Below are 18,930 nucleotides of genomic sequence, written 5' to 3'. Positions count from 1 at the left end.
AGCGCTGCACCGGGGTTTTGTTTTGAGCTTTTTGCGAAGCTTAGTTTGCCAACTCTGCCAGCATGCCAGCTGCAACGGAGAACTTGGAAACCGACAGGTTCTTCTCCAGAATTTCGCTGGTTGCCTGCTGCGTTCTTTCCGCTTTGCCTGCGTTGCGCTCCAGCCAGCCATCGAAGCCTTTTTCATCTTCAAGAGCCTGAGCTGCCAGATCACGCAGTGCGTTTGCAAGGATCGAACGGGAGCGGTCAAGTGCCAGACCGTCGTAGTAGTCACGAATGACAAACTCACGAGCCAGCTCTTCAATCGCACCGAACTTGAAGTGTTCAGCAACACGGAAGTAAGAGGCTGCAACTTCGTCAACGTCACGGTTGGCTTTCTCGGAGACCAGAACGATATCCGGGATGACCATTTCACCGATCAGGCGAGCGATGCGTGCTGCGATCATGATTGGAACGCCAGCTTCTACCAGACGGTTGGTTTCCGCCTTGAGCATTTCTGCACGACCTTCTGAGAGGAAGGTTTCCAGACGCGGAGACAGACGCTTCACGGTATCGCGGAAGCGGTTGATTGCTGCTTCCAGACCATCCTCGAAGGACACATTGCGCAGGAACCAGATGACCATGCCGAGCACCAGATCCTGAACCAGAGTGTAGAGCTCCAGCTGCAGGTCACCAGAGATGGTGTTGTCCAGACGGTCAATCTCTTCGTTCAGCTGTGTCAGGCCGAAGGCATCACGAACGACCGCGAATGCACGCGCCACATCAGCTACAGACGCGCCGGTCTGGTCGATGATGCGGGTCAGGAATGCCGGGCCACCACGGTTGATGATGGAGTTTGCCAGCATGGTCGCGATGATTTCGCGGCGCAGACGGTGGCTCTCTATTTCCTGAGAGTAGGTGTCTGCCATCTCTTTCGGGAAGTAGCGGTACAGCTCTTTCGCAAGGTACGCATCATCCGGCACGGAGCTTTCAAGCAGCTCATCATGCAGAGTGAGTTTTGCGTAGGCCAGAAGCACGCCCAGTTCTGGACGGGACAGGTGCTGACCAGCTTTCTCGCGCTCTTCGATGGTTGCGTCGTCCGGCAGGTCTTCTACTGCACGATCCAACAGATCCTGAGATTCCAGCTGACGCATCATGCGCACCTGATAGCCAAGATCTTCCAGACCACGGCGATCACAGAGAGAGATTGCCAGTGTTTGCAGGTAGTTGTTACGCAGCACCAGCTGTGCAACTTCGTCTGTCATGTCAGCCAGCAAGACGTTGCGGTCTGGAGTAGTCAGAGTACCCTTCTTCACTGCAGCGCCCAGCGCAATCTTGATGTTCACTTCCATATCGGAGGAGTTCACACCAGCAGAGTTGTCGATCGCGTCGGAGTTACAACGCCCACCGGCACGTGAAAACTCGATACGCGCTTTCTGGGTGATGCCGAGGTTTGCACCTTCACCGATAACCTTTGCACCAACTTCAGCAGCCGTGATGCGGATGGAGTCGTTACCACGATCACCCACTTCAATGTTGCTTTCGTCAGATGCGCGGATGTAGGTGCCGATGCCACCGAACCACAGCAGGTCTGCCTTCATCTTCAGGATGGCAGTCATAACCTCCTGAGGAGATGCTTTTGCCTTATTGAGGCCCAGCATCTTCTGAACCTGAATAGACAGAGGAATAGACTTGGAAGAGCGTGGGTAGATGCCACCGCCTTCGGAAATCAGTTCCTTGTTGTAGTCCTGCCAGGAAGAACGGCCCAGATCAAACATGCGCTTACGCTCGTCCCAGGTCACAGATGGATCCGGGTTCGGGTCGAGGAAGATATCGCGGTGATCGAAGGCTGCGACCAGCTTGGTTGCTTTGGAGAGCAGCATGCCGTTTCCGAACACGTCACCAGACATATCGCCAACACCGCATGCGGTGAATGGCTCTTTCTGGATATCGCGGTCCATTTCACGGAAGTGACGCTTCACAGCTTCCCAAGCGCCACGTGCGGTGATGCCCATCTTCTTATGGTCATAACCAGCGGAACCACCGGATGCGAACGCATCACCAAGCCAGAAGCCTTTGTCTTCAGAGATCGCGTTTGCGGTGTCTGAGAAGGTTGCTGTGCCTTTATCCGCGGCCACAACAAGGTATGGATCATCCTGATCGTGACGCACCATCAGCTCTGGTGGCAGGATGAGGTCAGCGTCCAGGTTATCTGTCAGATCCAGCAGGGAAGAGATGAAGATCTTGTAGGCTTCTGTGCCTTCAGCGATCCACTCATCACGGCTGCCAGTTTTTGGAAGCTGTTTCGGCAGGAAGCCACCTTTTGCACCAACCGGAACAATCACAGCGTTCTTAACCTGCTGTGCTTTCACGAGGCCGAGCACTTCTGTGCGGTAATCCTGTGCGCGATCAGACCAACGCAAACCACCACGGGCTGCAGGGCCGAAGCGCATGTGAACACCTTCCACACGTGGGCTGTATACGAAGATCTCGCGGTACGGCAGAGGCTTTGGCAGACCTTCCACTTTGTGTGGGTCCAGCTTGAACGCAAAGGTTGCTTTCGGTTGGCCAGCATCATCCAACTGGAAAAAATTGGTGCGTAGAGTTGCGAGGATCAGGTTCTGGAAACGACGGAGGATTCTATCGTCATCCAGGCTCGTAACTTCGTCCAGGCTTGCGGAAATCTCATCAATCAGACGGCTCTCCTTACCCGAACGTTCAAACGTTCCGAGTGTAGGATCGAAGCGTGTATGGAACAGGTGAACCAGCTGCTGAGCGATCTGTGGATAGCGGTTAAGAGTTCCCCACATATAATCTTCAGAATAGAGGATTCCAGCCTGACGCAGGTAGCGGGAGAGCGCACGGATCATCGCAATGTCGCGCCAAGCCAATCCAGCGGTCAGTGCAAGGGCGTTATAACCATCGTTTTCAGCCTGTTTATTCCAGACTGCGAGGAACAGAGCACCGAGTCGTTCGATATCCGCTTCTGTGAAGTTGCGGAAGCGGTTCTCATCCAGATGCAGAGTGGTGTCGTGCAGGTAGCTCAGCTCACGATCCGCTGGCGTAATCCGGTAGGTTCTCTCGTTGATGACTCGGAAACCTAGGTTTTCCAGCATCGGAACACGGGCGGACAGCGGAATCGGTTTGTTGAGATGGTATGCACGCAGAGAAATCTGGCCCTTACCTTCACGCTCACGCTTGTAGAAGCTGATCACCAGAGGACGCTTCTCACCGAGCTGCTCGATGCGGCGGATATCCTTGGTTGCGGTCGCTGCTGGTGTTGCGGAGGTATAGGCACCATCAAACGCAGAACCATAGCGTTTGAGAAGCGCACCAGAGATCGCATTGCCATAGACGGAGCGCAGAGCTTCTCTCAGGCTGTCTGTCCATGTGCGGACGATTTCCTGAATGGAAGCTTCCAGCTCTGCCTGAGATGGCTGAGGCGTATCACCCACATAACGGCCTACGATGTAGTGGACACGGACCAGAGGGCCTTCCGGGAACGTTGCGTACCAAGCGGACAGACGGCCTTCGTAGACGTTTGCCAGATACTTGCCGACACGCTCACGGATGCTCGTGGTGAAGTGATCGCGCGGAATATACGTGATGATGGAAACGAAACGGTCGAACTTGTCGGTTCTGGAGAGAACACGGACACGTGGGCGTTCGTTCAGCTGCAGAATTGCGTCTGCGAAGTTGGAGAGCGTATCGACGTCAATCTGGAACAGATCATCACGTGGATAGCCTTCCAGAATATTGCGAAGCGCACGGCCGCTGTGGCTTTCCGGATCAAAGCCGTGGTTCTTCATTACCTTCGCGGTCTTATGGCGAATGTAAGGAATGGAGCTTGTTGAACGGGTGTAGGCTGTTGCTGTGAAGAGACCGACAACACGCAGCTCGCCGCGCAGTTTGCCTTCTTCATCAAACAGCTTCACGCCGATGTAATCCATATGCACGTGACGGTGCACGCGGCTGCGGATATTAGCTTTACCGATGATCAGCGGTTCCGGCTTTAACAGGAACTCTCTGATTTCCGGTGTCATTACAACGAATTCGGAGCCTTTGCGCAGCACGCGGACGTTAGGATCGGTCAGGATACCCAGACCAGAACCTTCGATCAGGGAAAGTTCGCCGTTTTCGCTGGTATCGTCGAAGATGAACTCACGAATACCAAGAAGAGTGAAGTTGTCGGCTGCCATCCACTCGAGGAAGGCAATCGCTTCATCAAACTGCTTGTTGTCGGCTTTCGCGCGGACCTGCTGGTATTCCTCAACAGCCAGCTGAATTCTGTCGCGCATCGGGCGCCAGTCATTCACGGCCTGACGAACATCATTGAGAACAAGGTCGAGGTTTTCCTCGAGTTGCTTGATGTCCTCATCGGAGTTCAGACGGGTCAGGTGAATATGGATGAGACTTTCGCGGCGAACGGATGGTCCTCCCAGACCAACGGTGCCGTGGAATTTCTGGAGGCCACCGTCGTCATCACGCTCGACAACGAAGAGTGGGTGCAGAACGAGGCGAACTTCGTAACCAGCTGTCTGGATTGCCCCCATAACGGAGGATACGAGGAAGGCCATGTTATCGTTGACGATTTCAACGACGGTGATGTCTTCGAGCTGCTTGCCGTCAGCATTTGGCTGCGGATTGAAAACACGAATTCGATGTGTCCCCAGTGGGTGATTTGCGAAATCAGCCCAAGCTTCCTGCGAAACAACCGCAAGCTCTGATGGGGAGTAGTTCAGGAGATCTTCTGCATCGGCGTGAGAGAAGAGGTCTTCGGCAAACCTTGCTTCGTCTTCGTTTTCGTCAATCAGCAGTGCACAGGTATCGGCAATAAGCCCAGCTTTAGCCTCGGTTGTCGTTACAGACATTCAGGCGTTCCTCATCCAACATTATAGTCGGCACAGGCTGCGCGAACATGCCACATGGACGCGGCCTATGCCTTTGAAACCTATTAAGGTGCATTTGTTCAATATTTCAATGCGAAACGAGATAAGAACCCCGTAAAAACGTCGATTTCAGTAGAATGTGTTTGGATGTGAGCGACATACGGGAATTCTTGTAATATTCGAAAAGCCCGCCCAGCGAACCTCTGGTTGCTTGAGCCTCCCTCAACTGCCAATTGAGGACAGAGGTCTAAAAAAACGCGCCCTATTCTGTGACAATGGGTGATGGACGTTGTACAACCCCTGAACCTATTCCAACTACAAGCTCCAAGGAGTCAAAAATGTCGGTGCGCGTGTTCATTGATGGAGAAGCCGGAACTACGGGTCTGCAGATCCGCGAGCGTTTGGCTGGGCGCCGTGACATTGAAATCCTAAGCATCGCTCCAGAGCGCCGCAAGGAACTGGACGCACGTGCAGAGCTTTTGAATTCTGCTGATGTTGCAATTCTGTGCCTGCCTGATGCAGCTGCACTGGAGAGCGTCTCGCTCATTACCAACGACAGCACCCGTGTGATTGATGCGTCTTCCGCGCATCGTGTTAATCCAGAGTGGGCCTATGGCTTCCCTGAGATGACAAAGGATCAGGCGGAGATCATCTCCAAGGCGCGCTTTGTATCAAACCCGGGTTGTTACCCTCAGGGGGTGATCGCAACTATTCGTCCGTTGCTTGAAGCTGGCCTTATTCCGTCCACCCATGCGTTCACTGTGAATGCAGTTTCCGGATACACCGGAGGTGGTCGTCAGATGATCGAAAAGTACGAAGGCAATGATAAGGCGTCCTCTTACTGGCCATATGGTTTGCAGTTCGGTCACAAGCACCTGCCAGAGATGCAGTTCTACGCTGACCTTGCTCACGCACCTTTGTTCCAGCCTGCGGTTGGCAACTACGCACAGGGCATGATGACATTTGTGCCGTTGCAGCTCGGGCAGCTTCGCAATGCGCCGACAGGTAAAGATCTGCATGCAGCGCTTGCAGACCATTTCTCCAGCGTTGCTGGCGACGTGGAAGTAGCTCCGCTTGAGAGCGTGAATGCGATCGAAGACCTGAGCCCAGAGATGTTCAACGGCACCAACAAGATGCAGTTGCACGTGTTTGCCAACGACGATCGGCACCAGGCTCTGTTGGTTGCTATCTACGACAACCTTGGTAAGGGCGCTTCTGGGGCAGCTGTCCAAAACCTGAATATTATGATGGGCCTGAACGAGAGCATCGACCTCGCTGTTGCCTAAGAAAAATTAGAGAATTCCAGAGATCCGAGGAGAGTATTCCATGGAAAAGTTTACAGTACTGACAGGCGTTGCTGCACCTTTGCCGTTGGTCAACATCGACACCGATATGATCATCCCGAAGCAGTTTTTGAAAACCATCAAGCGTTCGGGCCTTGGCACTGCACTTTTCCATGAGATGCGCACCAACGACGACGGCTCCAAGAACGAAGAGTTCGTGCTGAACAAGCCAAGCTATGAGAAAGCTCAGATCCTCGTTGCTGGCGATAACTTCGGCTGTGGTTCTTCCCGTGAGCACGCTCCATGGGCGCTGTTGGACTTCGGTATCCGCTGTGTGATCTCCACCAGCTTTGCTGACATCTTCTATAACAACTGCTTCAAGAACGGTATTCTGCCAATCATTGTAAGCCAGGAAGACCTCGACAAGCTGATGGACGATGCATCCCGCGGTGCAAACGCGACCCTGACTGTTGATCTGGAAGAGCAGGAAGTTCGCGGCCCAGACGGTGGCGCGATCAAGTTCGATCTGGACCCACACCGCAAGCACTGCCTGCTGAACGGCCTTGATGACATTGGTCAGACTTTCGAGAAGACCCAGCACATCGACAGCTACGAAGACAAGCTTGAACTGAGCCATCCTTGGCACTGATTAAATCAGAAGTTTTCAAAATTTTTCAGGGCGCCCTCGTGGCGCCCTTGCTATATGGATAGCTCACAAGGCAGGCTCGGAGAGTTAGGTGAGCAAAGATACCGCTACAGGCTTCTCATTCAAATGGCCGCTCACGTTGGGCTTAGTGATTTTGCTTCTGTCAGTCTGGATTGCAGGTTTCACTTCCAGCATTTTTGCAGGAACCTGTAGAAAGCCTGAGATCTCAGAAGTAAGAAAGGTTCGTGCTTGCAATATTGCTCTTAAACTAGAGTTCTGGAACAGCTTCGTCAGTTCTGAGGAGCAAAAGCTGGCTATTTTGTACTTGGAACGCGGAATTGCTCAAAGTCACCTTGATCGCTCCCATGAAGCAGTTGATGATTTTCGGATCGCTATACAAAAAGCAACCGGACTAACCATCAGAGAGCTGACCCAACGCTTAGAAGCTCATGTAGATACAATCGAACACTTCAAGGGCAGTCCTGAGATCAAGGTCGATGGAAATCCCTTATCAGTTCTTGAGATTTCTAAACAGAGACGGTTTCAGGAGTTGCTTATAAGAATATCTAAGGAAAAGCCTAGTTCCAAAGCGCGGGCAAGTTGGGAGCGACTACTGCAGGAAGCAGAAAGTCAGCGCAATCCGACATTTCAATAACGTCTCCCTCAGCTCGCACTAGTCTTCCAGCAACTCCACAATCTCCGTGTGGCCTTTGTTGCGGGCGTGGTCGATTGGGAGGTTGCCATTGCGGTCGGCGATGGTTTTGCTGGCGCCGGCATCAACCAGCTTTTCGACGATCGCCTGATAGGGCTCGCTGCCATCACCTAGGATGGTTGCTTCCAGAAGGGCAGTCCAACCGAGGTTGTTGACGTGGTCCAGAGGTGCGCCGGCATCAATCAACATGGACACAATCTCGACTGCACCCTGATGGCTGCCATAGATCAATGCTGATCCTTCATAGACGGATGTGACCATCGCAGGATCGATGCCCAGATCCAGAGCACGTCGGGCTAAGTCTGGGTTTCTCGTCGTGATCGCGATGTTTAGGACATCACGTTTGTTCGCATCTTGTAGATTGATGTCAGCTCCGAGTTTAACCAGATGTTCAAGCACTGCGAGGTCACCACGCCGAGCAGCAATGATAATTGCTGTATCGCCTTCCTCATTGCGAAGATCTAATGAGCTTCCAGCTTGAGCGAATTGATCCAGCTTCCTCAGATCTTTCGCTTTGACCGCGGCAAAAAACTCTCCTGGTGAAGTGTTCTGCGCAAGAACAGAGGTGCTTGGAGCTGCAACTGTCAGCAGCATTGCCAAGGCGGAGCTTGCGAGTGCTTTTGTGAGTGAGCTTGGCATCGAAGGGCTTCCTCTTTGAGCGAGCTGTTCCATCTCAGTCAAAGCAGCAAACTATGACTGCGTGAGGGCATCATGCAGTCATATCACAAGCTTGTGGCTTTATAGGTCGTGTGCTTTTCACTTGTTCGTGCAGATAGCTTTAGGCCATATCAGCAACGACCATGGAGATACCAACTGCGAAAACGCAGAGACTGGCGAGCATGGAGACGCGTTTGCCATTGTTGCTGTTGGCCAGCCAGAGACGCGCAGGGCCGGACACGAGGCTGCCGACGCCATAGTAGACAATCAGGCAGAGAAGGCTGGCAACCATGCCGAAGATCAATGCATAGACCCAGAATGGCATGACCTCAGGCACATAAAACTGCGGCAGCAAAGAGAAGTAGAAGAGCATACCCTTTGGGTTGAGCAGGCTGGTCAGGAAGCCGAACTTCAGATCGTTGGTCTCTGTGGGAGCTTGCTGTTCTTCTTCGGAGGTCCACATGCCGCTAGCAAAAAACAAGCGATAAGCCAGATACATAAGATAGGCCAGACCCATCCAGCGGATTGCCTGAAACAGCCTTGGTTCTGCAAGGAAGAGGGACTGAAAACCGGCAGCAACCAACACAGTGAACACAAGGTATCCGGCAGAGATACCGAGAGATGCCTTCAAAGCGGCGGGGCGACCGCTCGCGAGAGCGCGGCTGGTCACGTAGAGCATATCCGGACCAGGAACAATGATCAGACTGAGAATGGTGATGAGAAAAAGGAGAGTATTCGCTGCCATTGGGAGTAAATTCTTGCGGGGGTTTTATTCCAAATTTTCTCCGAATATACTCCTGCTACCATCTTCAGAATATCGAATAGATTCCGAAAAATGAACTCATACGCCCAGTTAGACCGAACAGACTTCGCTATATTGGAAATTTTGCAGAATAATGCACTCCTACCCAATAAACAGGTCGCAGCGGAGGTCAATCTCAGTCCATCGGCTTGTCACGAACGCATTAAGCGATTGAAAGACAGTGGCATTTTAAAGAGCAGCCATGCACTGGTGGACCCGAAGGCCTACGGTGTTGGATTTGAGGCTATGTTCTTCATTCAGCTGGACCGGCACGAGGCTCTTTTGGTGGAGGAGTTCATGCAGGAGGTGGTCGGGTTGCCAGAAGTGAAATCCGTCACACTCATCAGTGGGGTTTACGATATCATTGCGCATTTACGTGTGCGCGATATCGACCATCTGAAAAGCCTTGCCTTTGAGAAGTTCACGAAACGGGCTTACATCACCAAGATTGAAAGCTCGATTGTCTATGATTTCAAAGAGAGCAGAGTGCAAAAGCCGCTTTAGCTGGCTGTTGTATTAGCTGCGCTTTGCCGCAACTTCCTGCTTATGACGCTCGTTGAGAGCGTCCACTTCATCCAGCTTGTGACCAACGCGCGCCAATGCAGCGGCTGCGGTGGTGAACTCGTTTGCTTTGTCAACGTAAAGCTTGCGAGCTGTTTCAGGAAATTCTTGAAGCATGCGGGAGAAGAGTGCGCGGCGAATGCGGATCAACTCGCAGTTTTCGAGAGCAACTGCACGGGCCGGGCGTTTGCCTTCAGCCATCAAAGCGTTTTCGCCAAATAAAGTACCGGGTCCATAAGTGCCGCGGGGACGCGAGTCGCGTCCCATCCCGGTCTCAAGCTGCACCTTGCCAATTGTCAGCACGATGCCGCCGTCTGCCCGCTCACCTTCATTAAAAACGGTTCCGCCTTTTGACACCTGCATTGTTTCCGCACTGAAGGCGAGCAGGCGCAGCTGGTCCTCTGTGAACTGCGAGAGGAGTGGAACGCGTCTTAAGATTTCGATGTCGCGGGCTAGACTCATAGTTCTTGAATTAGCCGCTTATGCCTCAAGGTACAAGCTTATATCCACCGGCTTCTGTGACCAGAAGCTCCGCATTGGACGGATCACGCTCGATTTTCTGACGCAGACGGTAAATGTGAGTTTCCAACGTGTGTGTGGTGACGCCGGAGTTGTAGCCCCAAACTTCGTGCAGCAGTACATCGCGTGTCACTGGCTTTTCGCCTGCGCGGTAGAGGAACTTCAGGATGGAAGTCTCTTTCTCGGTCAGACGAACTTTCGCACCGCTTTCGTCCTGCATGGACTTTGCAGCAGGCTGGAAGGAATAACGGCCAATGGTGAACACAGCGTCTTCGCTCTGCTCGTGCTGACGCAGATGTGCGCGGATACGAGCGAGGAGAACAGCAAACTTGAACGGCTTGGTGACGTAGTCGTTTGCGCCAGCTTCCAGACCAAGAATGGTATCGCTGTCTGTGTCATGACCAGTGAGCATGATGACAGGAGCCCCAAAGCCTGCTTTGCGCAGCAGCTTTACAGCTTCACGGCCATCGATGTCCGGCAGACCAACGTCCATCAGAACGAGGTCAAAATGATCTTCTTTTGCTTTTTTGATGCCAGCAGCAGCACTGTCAGCTTGAGTGGTTTCAAATTCATCATAAAGCGAAAGCTGCTCAACCAGAGCTTCGCGCAGATCATTATCGTCATCTACAAGCAGAATTTTACGTGCAGTCATATTCTCACCCAATCACCAATCTTTGGTGCTAGCCCTAAAACTTATCTCACATAAATACATGAAGGGTTGCCGAAAAAAAGGCGAGCAAAAACGTGGTAAATCTCAAAGTTTTTCGTAAAATCTACTTCACGCGTAAGTGACCCCCGCTTTATTTGGGAGTGTTTCTCCCGGTGTTTTCCGCAGGACAACAGGTTCGTCAATGCTTCCTCTCGCAGTACCCACTCCACCCGCAAAGTTGCTTAAAAAGACCCAAAAGACCCTATTTGTGCGGCATACAGGTAACGAGCCCCACACAGGAACGTTGACTTTGGGCGCGGTAACATTTGCGTGTGCACTTGGAAGGTCTGGTTTGACCCACACAAAACGCGAGGGCGATGGCGCTACGCCGATTGGACGTTTTGAACTGCTGAATGTGTATTACCGAGCGGACCGCGGATCCTGTCCAGTGACTTATTTGCCGGTTTCGCCGCTATCTCAGAGTGATGGGTGGTGTGATTCTCCGGAGGATGCTCTGTACAATCGTCCTGTGGACCTCCCCTTTGAGCCGAGCCACGAGAAAATGTGGCGGGATGATCGCCTCTATGACATCGTCGTGGTGTTAGATTGTAATATGTATCCAGCAGTGAAAGGCGAAGGCAGCGCGATCTTCTTTCACGTGGCGCGTGAAGGCTTCCTGCCAACGGAAGGGTGTGTTGCCGTTTACCCTGAAGTGATGCGAGAGATATTGAAAGAAATGGCGCCCGGCGACATGCTCGAAGTCTGTGCGGAATAGTGCAAAACCAGAGGATTCGATTAGGGAGGCTTTAAAGCTGGCCTCTCAATTGTCTCAGGGGAGGCTTTTCCCTGCATTTTCCCTAGTAATCTAAAGTAATTTACTCCATATAGTGCCTTCTTGACGGATTACGCATGAATGGAAGCAAGCTCATGGCGGATACGCTGGTTCCCTTTTTGAAAATGAACGGTTTAGGCAATGACTTCGTGGTGTTTGACAGCCGCGAGAAAAAGGTCGTCTTAACTCCGGCGCAAATCGCGGCTATCGGAGACCGTGAAAAGGGTATCGGCTTTGACCAGATGATTACGGTCGAGCCTGCAAGTTCCGATGCTTATGCTTTTATGCGCATCCATAATCGCGATGGCAGTGAAGTAGATGCTTGCGGTAACGCAACACGTTGCATTGGCCGTCTGCTAATGGGTGAAGCTGGAACTCCAGGCGTTACCATTCAGACCAACGCTGGTTTGCTGATTGCGCATGCTTCTGACACTGAAACGCTTGTGAGCGTTGACATGGGCACTCCTCGTCTTGAGTGGGATCAGATTCCACTTGCCGAAGAGTTTACTGATACGCGCGCTATTGAGTTGCAGATCGGGCCGATTGATGCGCCGGTTCTACATTCTCCAAGCGTTGTGAATGTTGGTAATCCGCATGCGATATTCTGGGTGGATGATATTGAAGCCCACGACCTTGAGCGATTTGGACCATTGCTTGAGTGTCATCCGATGTTCCCTGAAAAGGCGAATATCTCCCTTGCTCAGATTATCGGCGAAAACGAAATCCGCCTGAAGGTCTGGGAACGTGGTGTTGGCTTGACGCGAGCCTGTGGCACCGCAGCCTGCGCAACTGGTGTTGCTGCAGCGCGTACTGGCCGGACTGCACGCAAGTGCACCATCCACTTGCCGGGAGGACCGCTGGGTATTGAGTGGCGTGAGGACAACGACCACATCATGATGACCGGTGAAACCGCAATTGAATTCGAGGGTGCGCTCAATCTTGACACCCTCACCTACACAAAGACCGCTTCGGGGGACGCGGCAATGGAGCCAACGCAGTGAGCATTGATGTTGTGACATTCGGCTGCCGACTGAACGCTTATGAGTCGGAAGTGATGAAAAGCGAAGCGGAGGCTGCTGGCCTTAAAGACGCTGTGCTGATCAACACTTGTGCCGTGACCAACGAAGCTGTCCGCCAAGCACGACAAACTATTCGTAAAACACGCCGTGAGAATCCAAATGCGCGCATCATCGTAACCGGATGTGCAGCACAGACTGAAGCGGAAACCTTTGCTGAAATGGGCGAAGTGGATCTGGTTCTTGGAAACTCCGAAAAACTGGAGCGCGCCTCTTATGGCCGTGTCGCTCAGTTTGGCATTGAAGAAACTGAGAAGGTTCGCGTCAACGACATCATGAGCGTGCGCGAGACCGCTGGTCACCTGATTGATGGACTGGAAGGACGCTCCCGTGCGTTTGTTCAGGTTCAGAACGGCTGTGACCACCGCTGCACCTTCTGCATCATCCCTTATGGCCGCGGAAACTCTCGTTCCGTACCAATGGGTGTGGTAATCGACCAGATCAAACGCCTTGTCGACAATGGTTATGGTGAGATTGTTCTAACCGGCGTTGATATCACGTCATACGGTGCAGACCTGCCTGGCGAGCCGAAGTTGGGCACGCTCTGTGCCAAAATCCTGAAGCTTGTTCCAGACCTCAAGCGTTTGCGCCTGTCTTCTATCGACAGCATTGAAGCTGATGATGAGCTGATGGAAGTGATCGCGCATGATAATCGTCTGATGTCACACCTGCACCTTTCTCTGCAGGCTGGCGACAACATGATCCTGAAGCGCATGAAGCGTCGTCACTCCCGCGAGGACACCATTCGCTTCTGCGAAGATGTGCGCAAGATGCGTCCTGATGTTGTGTTTGGTGCTGACATCATTGCCGGTTTCCCGACCGAAACCGACGAGATGTTTGAGAACACGCTGCGCATCGTTGACGAATGTGGCCTGACACATCTGCATGTGTTCCCGTTCTCTCCACGCCCGGGCACTCCTGCTGCACGCATGCCTCAGCTTGATCGCAAGATCATCAAAGAGCGTGCTGCTCGCCTTCGTATCAAGGGACAGGAAGCGCTGCTGGCGCACCTGCGCGCAGAAGTGGGTAAGAAGCGCGAGATTTTGATTGAGCGTGAAGGGCTTGGTCGTACTGAGCAATTTACTCAGGTTGAACTGGATGCGAATATTGCCGGAAGTCTTGTCTCCGCACGCATTACAGGGCATACCGAGAGACATCTGATTGCAGAACCAATTGGCAAAGCAGCTTAAGCTTTTACATTTCAAAGGTATCTTTCCGGCATGAGCGAAAAGAAGCGCGGTTTTTTCAGTCGCCTGTTTGGCGGTTCTTCAGAAGAAACACAGAGCGAGCAGGAGCAGAAAGCACCTGACAGTGCAGAGCTGCGTGAGTCTCTTGAAGGCGTTCAATCCGTTCCGCTTGACCCTGTAAAAGGCCTTGAAGAAACGGCTGAAGCGGTCGCAGATGAAACTCTTGATCTGGAAAATCCAGAGCTTGCTTCAGAGCCTGAAGCAGCAGTTGAAGAGGAAGCTTCTGAGAAGCCTCATGATTTGGATGAGGCCGAAACCAAAGCCCTCGAAGAGACTGCATATCTGGACACCGATGATCTGACTGAGGAAAATTCAGCAGACTCTCATCCCGAGCAAGATATACTTTCCCCTAAGGTCAGCGATGATGCTGTGCCCGTCGCTGAGGATACTGCCGATGAACGACCGGTTCTCACACATGAGATCACTGAAGCATCAGGAACAGAGGAAGGACCTGAAGAAGCAGGAAGCTCTGAAAGTGTTCGGGAACACGGAGACGCAGGAACAGGTGAAGAAGGTCGAGAGATCGAAGAGAGCCGAGCGACTGAAGAGACTGGAGAAACTCCGGGAACTGAGGAAACTGGCGAAGATCTTCCAGTAAAGAAAAGCTGGTTCCAGCGTCTTAAAGCTGGGCTTTCCCGCTCCTCAAATGCGCTGACAGAGGGCATCAGCTCTATCTTCACCAAGCGCAAGCTGGACGCTGATACGCTTGAAGAGCTGGAAGACATTCTTATTCAGGCAGATCTTGGCATCGACACTGCAATCGCGATTACAGATCGCGTTTCTGACGGGCGTTATGACAAGGAAATTTCAGGCGAAGAAGTTCGCGCTATTCTTGCTGACGAGATTGAAAGCGTTCTTGAGCCTGTTGCCAAACCACTGGATCTCAACAGCGGCCACAAACCACACATCGTACTGATGGTGGGTGTGAACGGCACGGGTAAAACCACCACAATCGGTAAGCTGTCTTCTCTGCTTCATGAGCAGGGCAAGAAGGTGATGCTTGCAGCGGGTGATACTTTCCGCGCGGCAGCCGTTGAGCAGCTGAAGGTTTGGGGCCAGCGCACCGGTGCTGAAGTTGTTGCTCGTGATACCGGCGCAGACGCTGCTGGGCTTGCTTATGATGCTGTTGATGCGGCTCTCAGCAACGGCACAGACGTATTGTTGATCGATACTGCTGGCCGTTTGCAGAACAAAGCTGAACTGATGGACGAGCTTGAGAAGATCATCCGCGTGATCCGCAAGCGTGTTCCTGATGCGCCGCATACCACTCTGCTGACCCTCGATGCTACTACCGGCCAGAATGCCCTATCTCAGGTTGAGATCTTCGGTAAGGTTGCGGGCGTGACTGGTTTGGTGATGACCAAGTTGGACGGTACAGCACGCGGCGGCATTCTGGTGGCTATTGCCCGCAAGTATGGCCTCCCAGTGCACTTCATCGGCGTCGGTGAAGGCGTGGATGACCTTGAGCCATTCTCTGCAAAAGACTTTGCTGCGGCGATTGCTGGTAAAGACGACGAGCTGAACTAAGCTAGAGAAAAGATTCGGAAAGGCGCAGGTTGCCTTTCCGTTCCTATCTGTTTTCTACAAATTTCACTGAGTTTAATGGACAGGCTCACACTATCGGGTAGACTGGCAGCTTCATTGCCTCCCCTATCGATTTACGAGCCTTCCTATGACTCTTGAGTATCTTCTGACTTCCCTCATTGTTGTTCTGCTGCCTGGTACTGGCGTTCTTTACACAATCGCTATTGGCCTCGGCAAAGGGCTGAAACCGAGTGTTGCTGCTGCTTTTGGCTGTACGCTTGGTATTGTTCCAGCAGCCTTGGCAAGCATTGTTGGCCTTGCAGCCATCTTTCACAGCAGCGCGCTTGCCTATCAGGTTCTCAAGTATCTCGGCGTTGCCTATTTGCTCTACATGTCTTGGAGTATTTTGCGCAGTGGTGGTGCTTTGGAAGTCAACGGAGAAAAACGTGAGCGGACGCTGTATCGCACTGCTCTTGATGGCATTTTGCTCAATGTGCTGAACCCTAAACTCTCCTTGTTCTTCCTTGCATTCCTGCCTCAGTTTGTTTCTCCTGGCAGTGAGAATGCGACCTACGCTCTGCTGCTTCATGCATTTGTATTTATGCTGCTGACCTTTATCGTCTTCATTGCTTATGGAGCCATGGCATCCCTTGCGCGCGATTATGTGATCAACCGCCCAAAAGTTATGGCTTGGCTTAAGCGGGGCTTTGCAGCTACGTTTGGCGCTCTTGGTGTGAAGCTGGCACTCTCTGAGAGCTGACACAGCGAACTGCAACTCTGAAAAGACAAACTACTGGAACACAATGGATAATCTAAAACTCAGGTTCCCGCCGGTTGCGGTTTTTGCTGGCTTTGCGGTTCTTATTTGGCTGGTCGCTCTGCTTCTACCCGGAGACATCAATCTGCATGGTGCAGAGACTGCGTTTCTCGTGATTGGTATTGGAGCCGGTGGCTATTTTGGTGCAACTGGCCTCTCCGAATTTCGCAGGGCCCGGACGACAACCAGCCCATCTCATCCAGAAAATGCAAGTGCCATCGTTTCAGACGGTATTTACTCCAAAACCCGCAACCCGATGTATCTGGGCCTTCAGTTCATTCTGCTGGGCTGGGCTGTTTTTCAGGGCAACCTATTTGCTATTCCGGTTGCTCTGGGGTTTGCGGCTTACATCACAGCCTTTCAGATCAAGCCGGAAGAAGCCATTTTGGAGGAGAACTTCGGCAAAGACTATCTGGATTACAAAGCAAGCGTCCGCCGCTGGATGTAGCTGACAGCTGTCGAGGCAGATGCTTCAACCTCCACTCCCTTTTGTTACCCTATGGTAAGAATGCGCAAGTAGTGTCCCTAGCGTGATACTGGCCGTTGATCCAAGAAAACAACAAGAGGGAGATCCTGATGGCCGTGCTAATGAAGTTCGATGATATCGATCAGGTCTACAAAGAAACCAGCAAAATCAAAGCTGCGCTGAAGAAAGCCAAGGTTGACGAAAAGACCGAAGACGCTTTCATGAAAGAGCTGAACCAGATGAAGAAGCGCGCCGAGACCAAGTTTCTGGATGAAGTGAACAACGACTCCAAAATCAAAAACTTCAAGGCCGAGTCTCTGAAGGGCGATGGCGGCTTTACAAAAGCGCTCAAAGAAGCTGCTAAGCGGACACCCATTCAGCTGATGGAAGCGAGTGGCAAGGTTACGCTTAAAGTTGGCAAGGATATTGTCGTTAGAACTTAAAGCAGATCGCGTTGAAGCTGAAACGCCGGAACTGCTTTAGTTATTGTATTTGCGTATCTTTATCCGAAAACCGGTTCCCACTTTTCGGCGATACGCTGTAGGTTCCGCTTCTAAGCATTCTATCCGAAAAACCATGGCCGAGAGCTCGGCCATGGATACTTGTTCTGTGTTCTAAGCCCACAACTTACGTGCTGATCACGCCACCTTCGATGGCTTCCATGCGGAACGCTGCAGCCATGAGGGCCTTGGTGTAATCCGTCTGCGGGTTATCGAAGACTTCATCTGACGTGCCTGCCTCCATCACCTTACCATGCTGCATAACCACCACGTCGTTGGCGAGTGCGCGAACGACCTTGAGGTCGTGCGAGATGAACAGGTAGGCCAGACCATGCGCTTTCTGAAGATCGCGCAGCAGATCCACCACCTGTGCCTGCACGCTCATGTCCAGCGCTGAAGTTGGCTCATCCAGCATCACAAACTTTGGCTCCAACACCATAGCGCGCGCGATGGAGATGCGTTGGCGCTGACCACCGGAGAACTCGTGCGGGTAACGGAAACGAGTGGCAGCATCCAGCCCCACCTCTTCCAATGCCGCAGCGACTTTGGCTTCGCGTTCTTTTGCAGAAAGATCCGGCATATGGATCTTGAGGCCTTCGCCAACAATCTCAGAAACCGACATACGCGGCGACAGGGAGCCGAACGGGTCCTGGAACACAATCTGCATATCTCGGCGGAGCGGACGCATTTGCGTCCAGGAATGTTCCTGAATGTCCGAGCCGTTGAAGCTGATGCGACCATTTGAGGAGATCATGCGCAGGATCGCGAGGCCGAGCGTGGTTTTGCCCGATCCACTCTCTCCCACGATGCCAAGTGTCTGCCCGGCACGCACAGTCACGTCGATGCCATCGACAGCCTTGATGTGGCTAACGGTTTTACGCAGGAAGCCGCGTTTGACCGGGAACCAGACCTTCAGGTCTTTCGCTTCGACAATAATCGGCTGACTGGTATCGCCAGCAGGCGGGTGGCCCTTAGGTTCAGCAGCCAGCAGGTGCTGAGTATACTCGTGTTTGGGGATCTCGAAAATATCTTCGGTGTTGCCCTGCTCTACGATCTTGCCCTGTGTCATCACGCAGACGCGGTCTGAGATCCGCCGCACAATTCCCAGATCATGCGTGATGAAGAGCATGGCCATGCCGGTACTCTTCTGCAAGTCCTTCAGCAACTGCAGAATTTGTGCCTGAACCGTCACATCAAGTGCAGTTGTTGGTTCATCCGCAATCAGCAAGTCCGGCTCGTTTGCCAGTGCCATGGCGATCATGACACGCTGGCGTTGACCACCAGAGAGCTGATGCGGATAGGACTTCAGGCGCTCTTCCGGGTTCGGGATGCCAACCTGATGCAGGAGCTCCAGAACGCGCTTTCTGGCGTTTGTATCGCCCAGACCACGGTGGATCTTCAGGATCTCCGCAATCTGCTGCTCAATGGTGTGTAGCGGGTTCAGAGAGCTCATTGGCTCCTGAAAGATCATGGAGATCTTGTTACCGCGTACATGGCGCATTTCGCTTTCGGACGCTGCAATCAGGTCTTCACCCTGATAGACAATCTTGCCCGTTGGATGGCTGGCAGACGGGTATGGTAGAAGCTTAAGCACTGACAAAGCCGACACGGATTTGCCTGAGCCACTCTCTCCCACCAGTGCAACAGTCTCGCCTTTCTTGATCTCAAAAGAGATCTGATCAACGGCGAGGTTTGTTTTCTCGCCCTGATGGAAGGCGATGGACAGATCCTCAACAGAGAGGAGCGTTTGATTATCGGTCATATGCGATCCT

Annotated in this window: 17 protein-coding genes; 11 read left to right on the top strand and 6 right to left on the bottom strand. The window is 52.5% G+C overall.

Features of this window, described 5'->3' with window-relative positions; all coding sequences use genetic code 11:
- Positions 1–40 precede the first annotated feature (40 nt).
- A complete protein-coding gene (locus PSE_RS02655; RefSeq protein ID WP_014283459.1) occupies positions 41–4,849 on the bottom strand; it encodes an NAD-glutamate dehydrogenase in 4,809 nt (1,602 codons plus the stop codon).
- Positions 4,850–5,205: 356 nt separating this feature from the next.
- On the opposite strand from PSE_RS02655, the gene argC reads away from it, so the two are divergent.
- The 3 genes from argC (at position 5,206) to PSE_RS02640 (ending at position 7,451) form a co-directional block, all read left to right on the top strand.
- Positions 5,206–6,153, top strand: coding sequence for an N-acetyl-gamma-glutamyl-phosphate reductase (argC, locus tag PSE_RS02650; RefSeq protein WP_041767866.1), 948 nt, complete (start codon positions 5,206–5,208; stop codon positions 6,151–6,153).
- A 40-nt stretch (positions 6,154–6,193) separates the two neighbouring features.
- Entirely contained in the window at positions 6,194–6,799 is a 606-nt protein-coding gene (gene leuD / locus PSE_RS02645; protein ID WP_014283457.1) for a 3-isopropylmalate dehydratase small subunit, read from the top strand.
- Positions 6,800–6,887: 88 nt separating this feature from the next.
- Positions 6,888–7,451, top strand: a complete 564-nt coding sequence (locus tag PSE_RS02640) for a hypothetical protein (RefSeq protein WP_208608911.1) — start codon at positions 6,888–6,890, stop codon at positions 7,449–7,451.
- 18 nt (positions 7,452–7,469) lie between these two features.
- On the opposite strand, the gene PSE_RS02635 is transcribed toward PSE_RS02640, so the two are convergent.
- On the bottom strand, positions 7,470–8,147 hold the full coding sequence (locus PSE_RS02635; RefSeq protein WP_014283455.1) for an ankyrin repeat domain-containing protein: 678 nt from the start codon (positions 8,145–8,147) through the stop codon (positions 7,470–7,472).
- 139 nt (positions 8,148–8,286) lie between these two features.
- Complete coding sequence (locus PSE_RS02630) at positions 8,287–8,910, bottom strand: LysE family translocator (RefSeq protein WP_014283454.1); 624 nt, start codon at positions 8,908–8,910, stop codon at positions 8,287–8,289.
- Positions 8,911–9,000: 90 nt separating this feature from the next.
- Here PSE_RS02630 and PSE_RS26870 point away from each other — a divergent pair, with 90 nt between their 5' ends.
- Positions 9,001–9,471, top strand: coding sequence for an Lrp/AsnC family transcriptional regulator (locus PSE_RS26870; protein WP_083841539.1), 471 nt, complete (start codon positions 9,001–9,003; stop codon positions 9,469–9,471).
- Positions 9,472–9,483: 12 nt separating this feature from the next.
- Here PSE_RS26870 and PSE_RS02620 read toward each other — a convergent pair whose 3' ends face one another.
- Together PSE_RS02620 and PSE_RS02615 are read right to left on the bottom strand one after the other, a co-directional pair.
- Entirely contained in the window at positions 9,484–9,990 is a 507-nt protein-coding gene (locus PSE_RS02620; protein ID WP_014283452.1) for a cyclic nucleotide-binding domain-containing protein, read from the bottom strand.
- A 25-nt stretch (positions 9,991–10,015) separates the two neighbouring features.
- Positions 10,016–10,699, bottom strand: a complete 684-nt coding sequence (locus PSE_RS02615) for a response regulator transcription factor (RefSeq protein ID WP_041767864.1) — start codon at positions 10,697–10,699, stop codon at positions 10,016–10,018.
- Positions 10,700–10,898: 199 nt separating this feature from the next.
- Here PSE_RS02615 and PSE_RS02610 point away from each other — a divergent pair, with 199 nt between their 5' ends.
- From PSE_RS02610 to PSE_RS02580, 7 genes are all read left to right on the top strand, one after another.
- The gene (locus PSE_RS02610) at positions 10,899–11,471 is read left to right on the top strand and encodes a L,D-transpeptidase (RefSeq protein WP_208608909.1); all 573 of its coding nucleotides are present in this window, start codon (positions 10,899–10,901) and stop codon (positions 11,469–11,471) included.
- A 134-nt stretch (positions 11,472–11,605) separates the two neighbouring features.
- Positions 11,606–12,529, top strand: a complete 924-nt coding sequence (gene dapF / locus PSE_RS02605; RefSeq protein ID WP_014283449.1) for a diaminopimelate epimerase — start codon at positions 11,606–11,608, stop codon at positions 12,527–12,529.
- Complete coding sequence (gene mtaB, locus PSE_RS02600; protein ID WP_014283448.1) at positions 12,526–13,794, top strand: tRNA (N(6)-L-threonylcarbamoyladenosine(37)-C(2))-methylthiotransferase MtaB; 1,269 nt, start codon at positions 12,526–12,528, stop codon at positions 13,792–13,794. Before dapF ends, mtaB begins: the two co-directional genes overlap by 4 nt.
- A 30-nt stretch (positions 13,795–13,824) precedes the next feature.
- Positions 13,825–15,378 (top strand): signal recognition particle-docking protein FtsY, encoded by a 1,554-nt coding sequence (ftsY, locus tag PSE_RS02595; protein ID WP_014283447.1) that lies wholly within the window; start codon positions 13,825–13,827, stop codon positions 15,376–15,378.
- A gap of 145 nt (positions 15,379–15,523) precedes the next feature.
- Entirely contained in the window at positions 15,524–16,135 is a 612-nt protein-coding gene (locus PSE_RS02590) for a LysE family translocator (RefSeq protein ID WP_014283446.1), read from the top strand.
- A gap of 43 nt (positions 16,136–16,178) precedes the next feature.
- Positions 16,179–16,640, top strand: coding sequence for an isoprenylcysteine carboxylmethyltransferase family protein (locus PSE_RS02585; RefSeq protein ID WP_014283445.1), 462 nt, complete (start codon positions 16,179–16,181; stop codon positions 16,638–16,640).
- A 128-nt stretch (positions 16,641–16,768) separates the two neighbouring features.
- The gene (locus PSE_RS02580; RefSeq protein WP_041767857.1) at positions 16,769–17,101 is read left to right on the top strand and encodes a hypothetical protein; all 333 of its coding nucleotides are present in this window, start codon (positions 16,769–16,771) and stop codon (positions 17,099–17,101) included.
- Between the two features lie 184 nt (positions 17,102–17,285).
- Here PSE_RS02580 and PSE_RS02575 read toward each other — a convergent pair whose 3' ends face one another.
- The gene (locus PSE_RS02575; protein ID WP_014283443.1) at positions 17,286–18,920 is read right to left on the bottom strand and encodes an ABC transporter ATP-binding protein; all 1,635 of its coding nucleotides are present in this window, start codon (positions 18,918–18,920) and stop codon (positions 17,286–17,288) included.
- Positions 18,921–18,930 lie beyond the last annotated feature (10 nt).

The sequence above is a fragment of the Pseudovibrio sp. FO-BEG1 genome (assembly GCF_000236645.1).
In the GTDB taxonomy this organism is placed as follows: domain Bacteria; phylum Pseudomonadota; class Alphaproteobacteria; order Rhizobiales; family Stappiaceae; genus Pseudovibrio.
The sequence above is the reverse complement of the archived record's forward strand: the minus strand, read 5'-3'. Positions and strand labels throughout refer to the sequence as shown.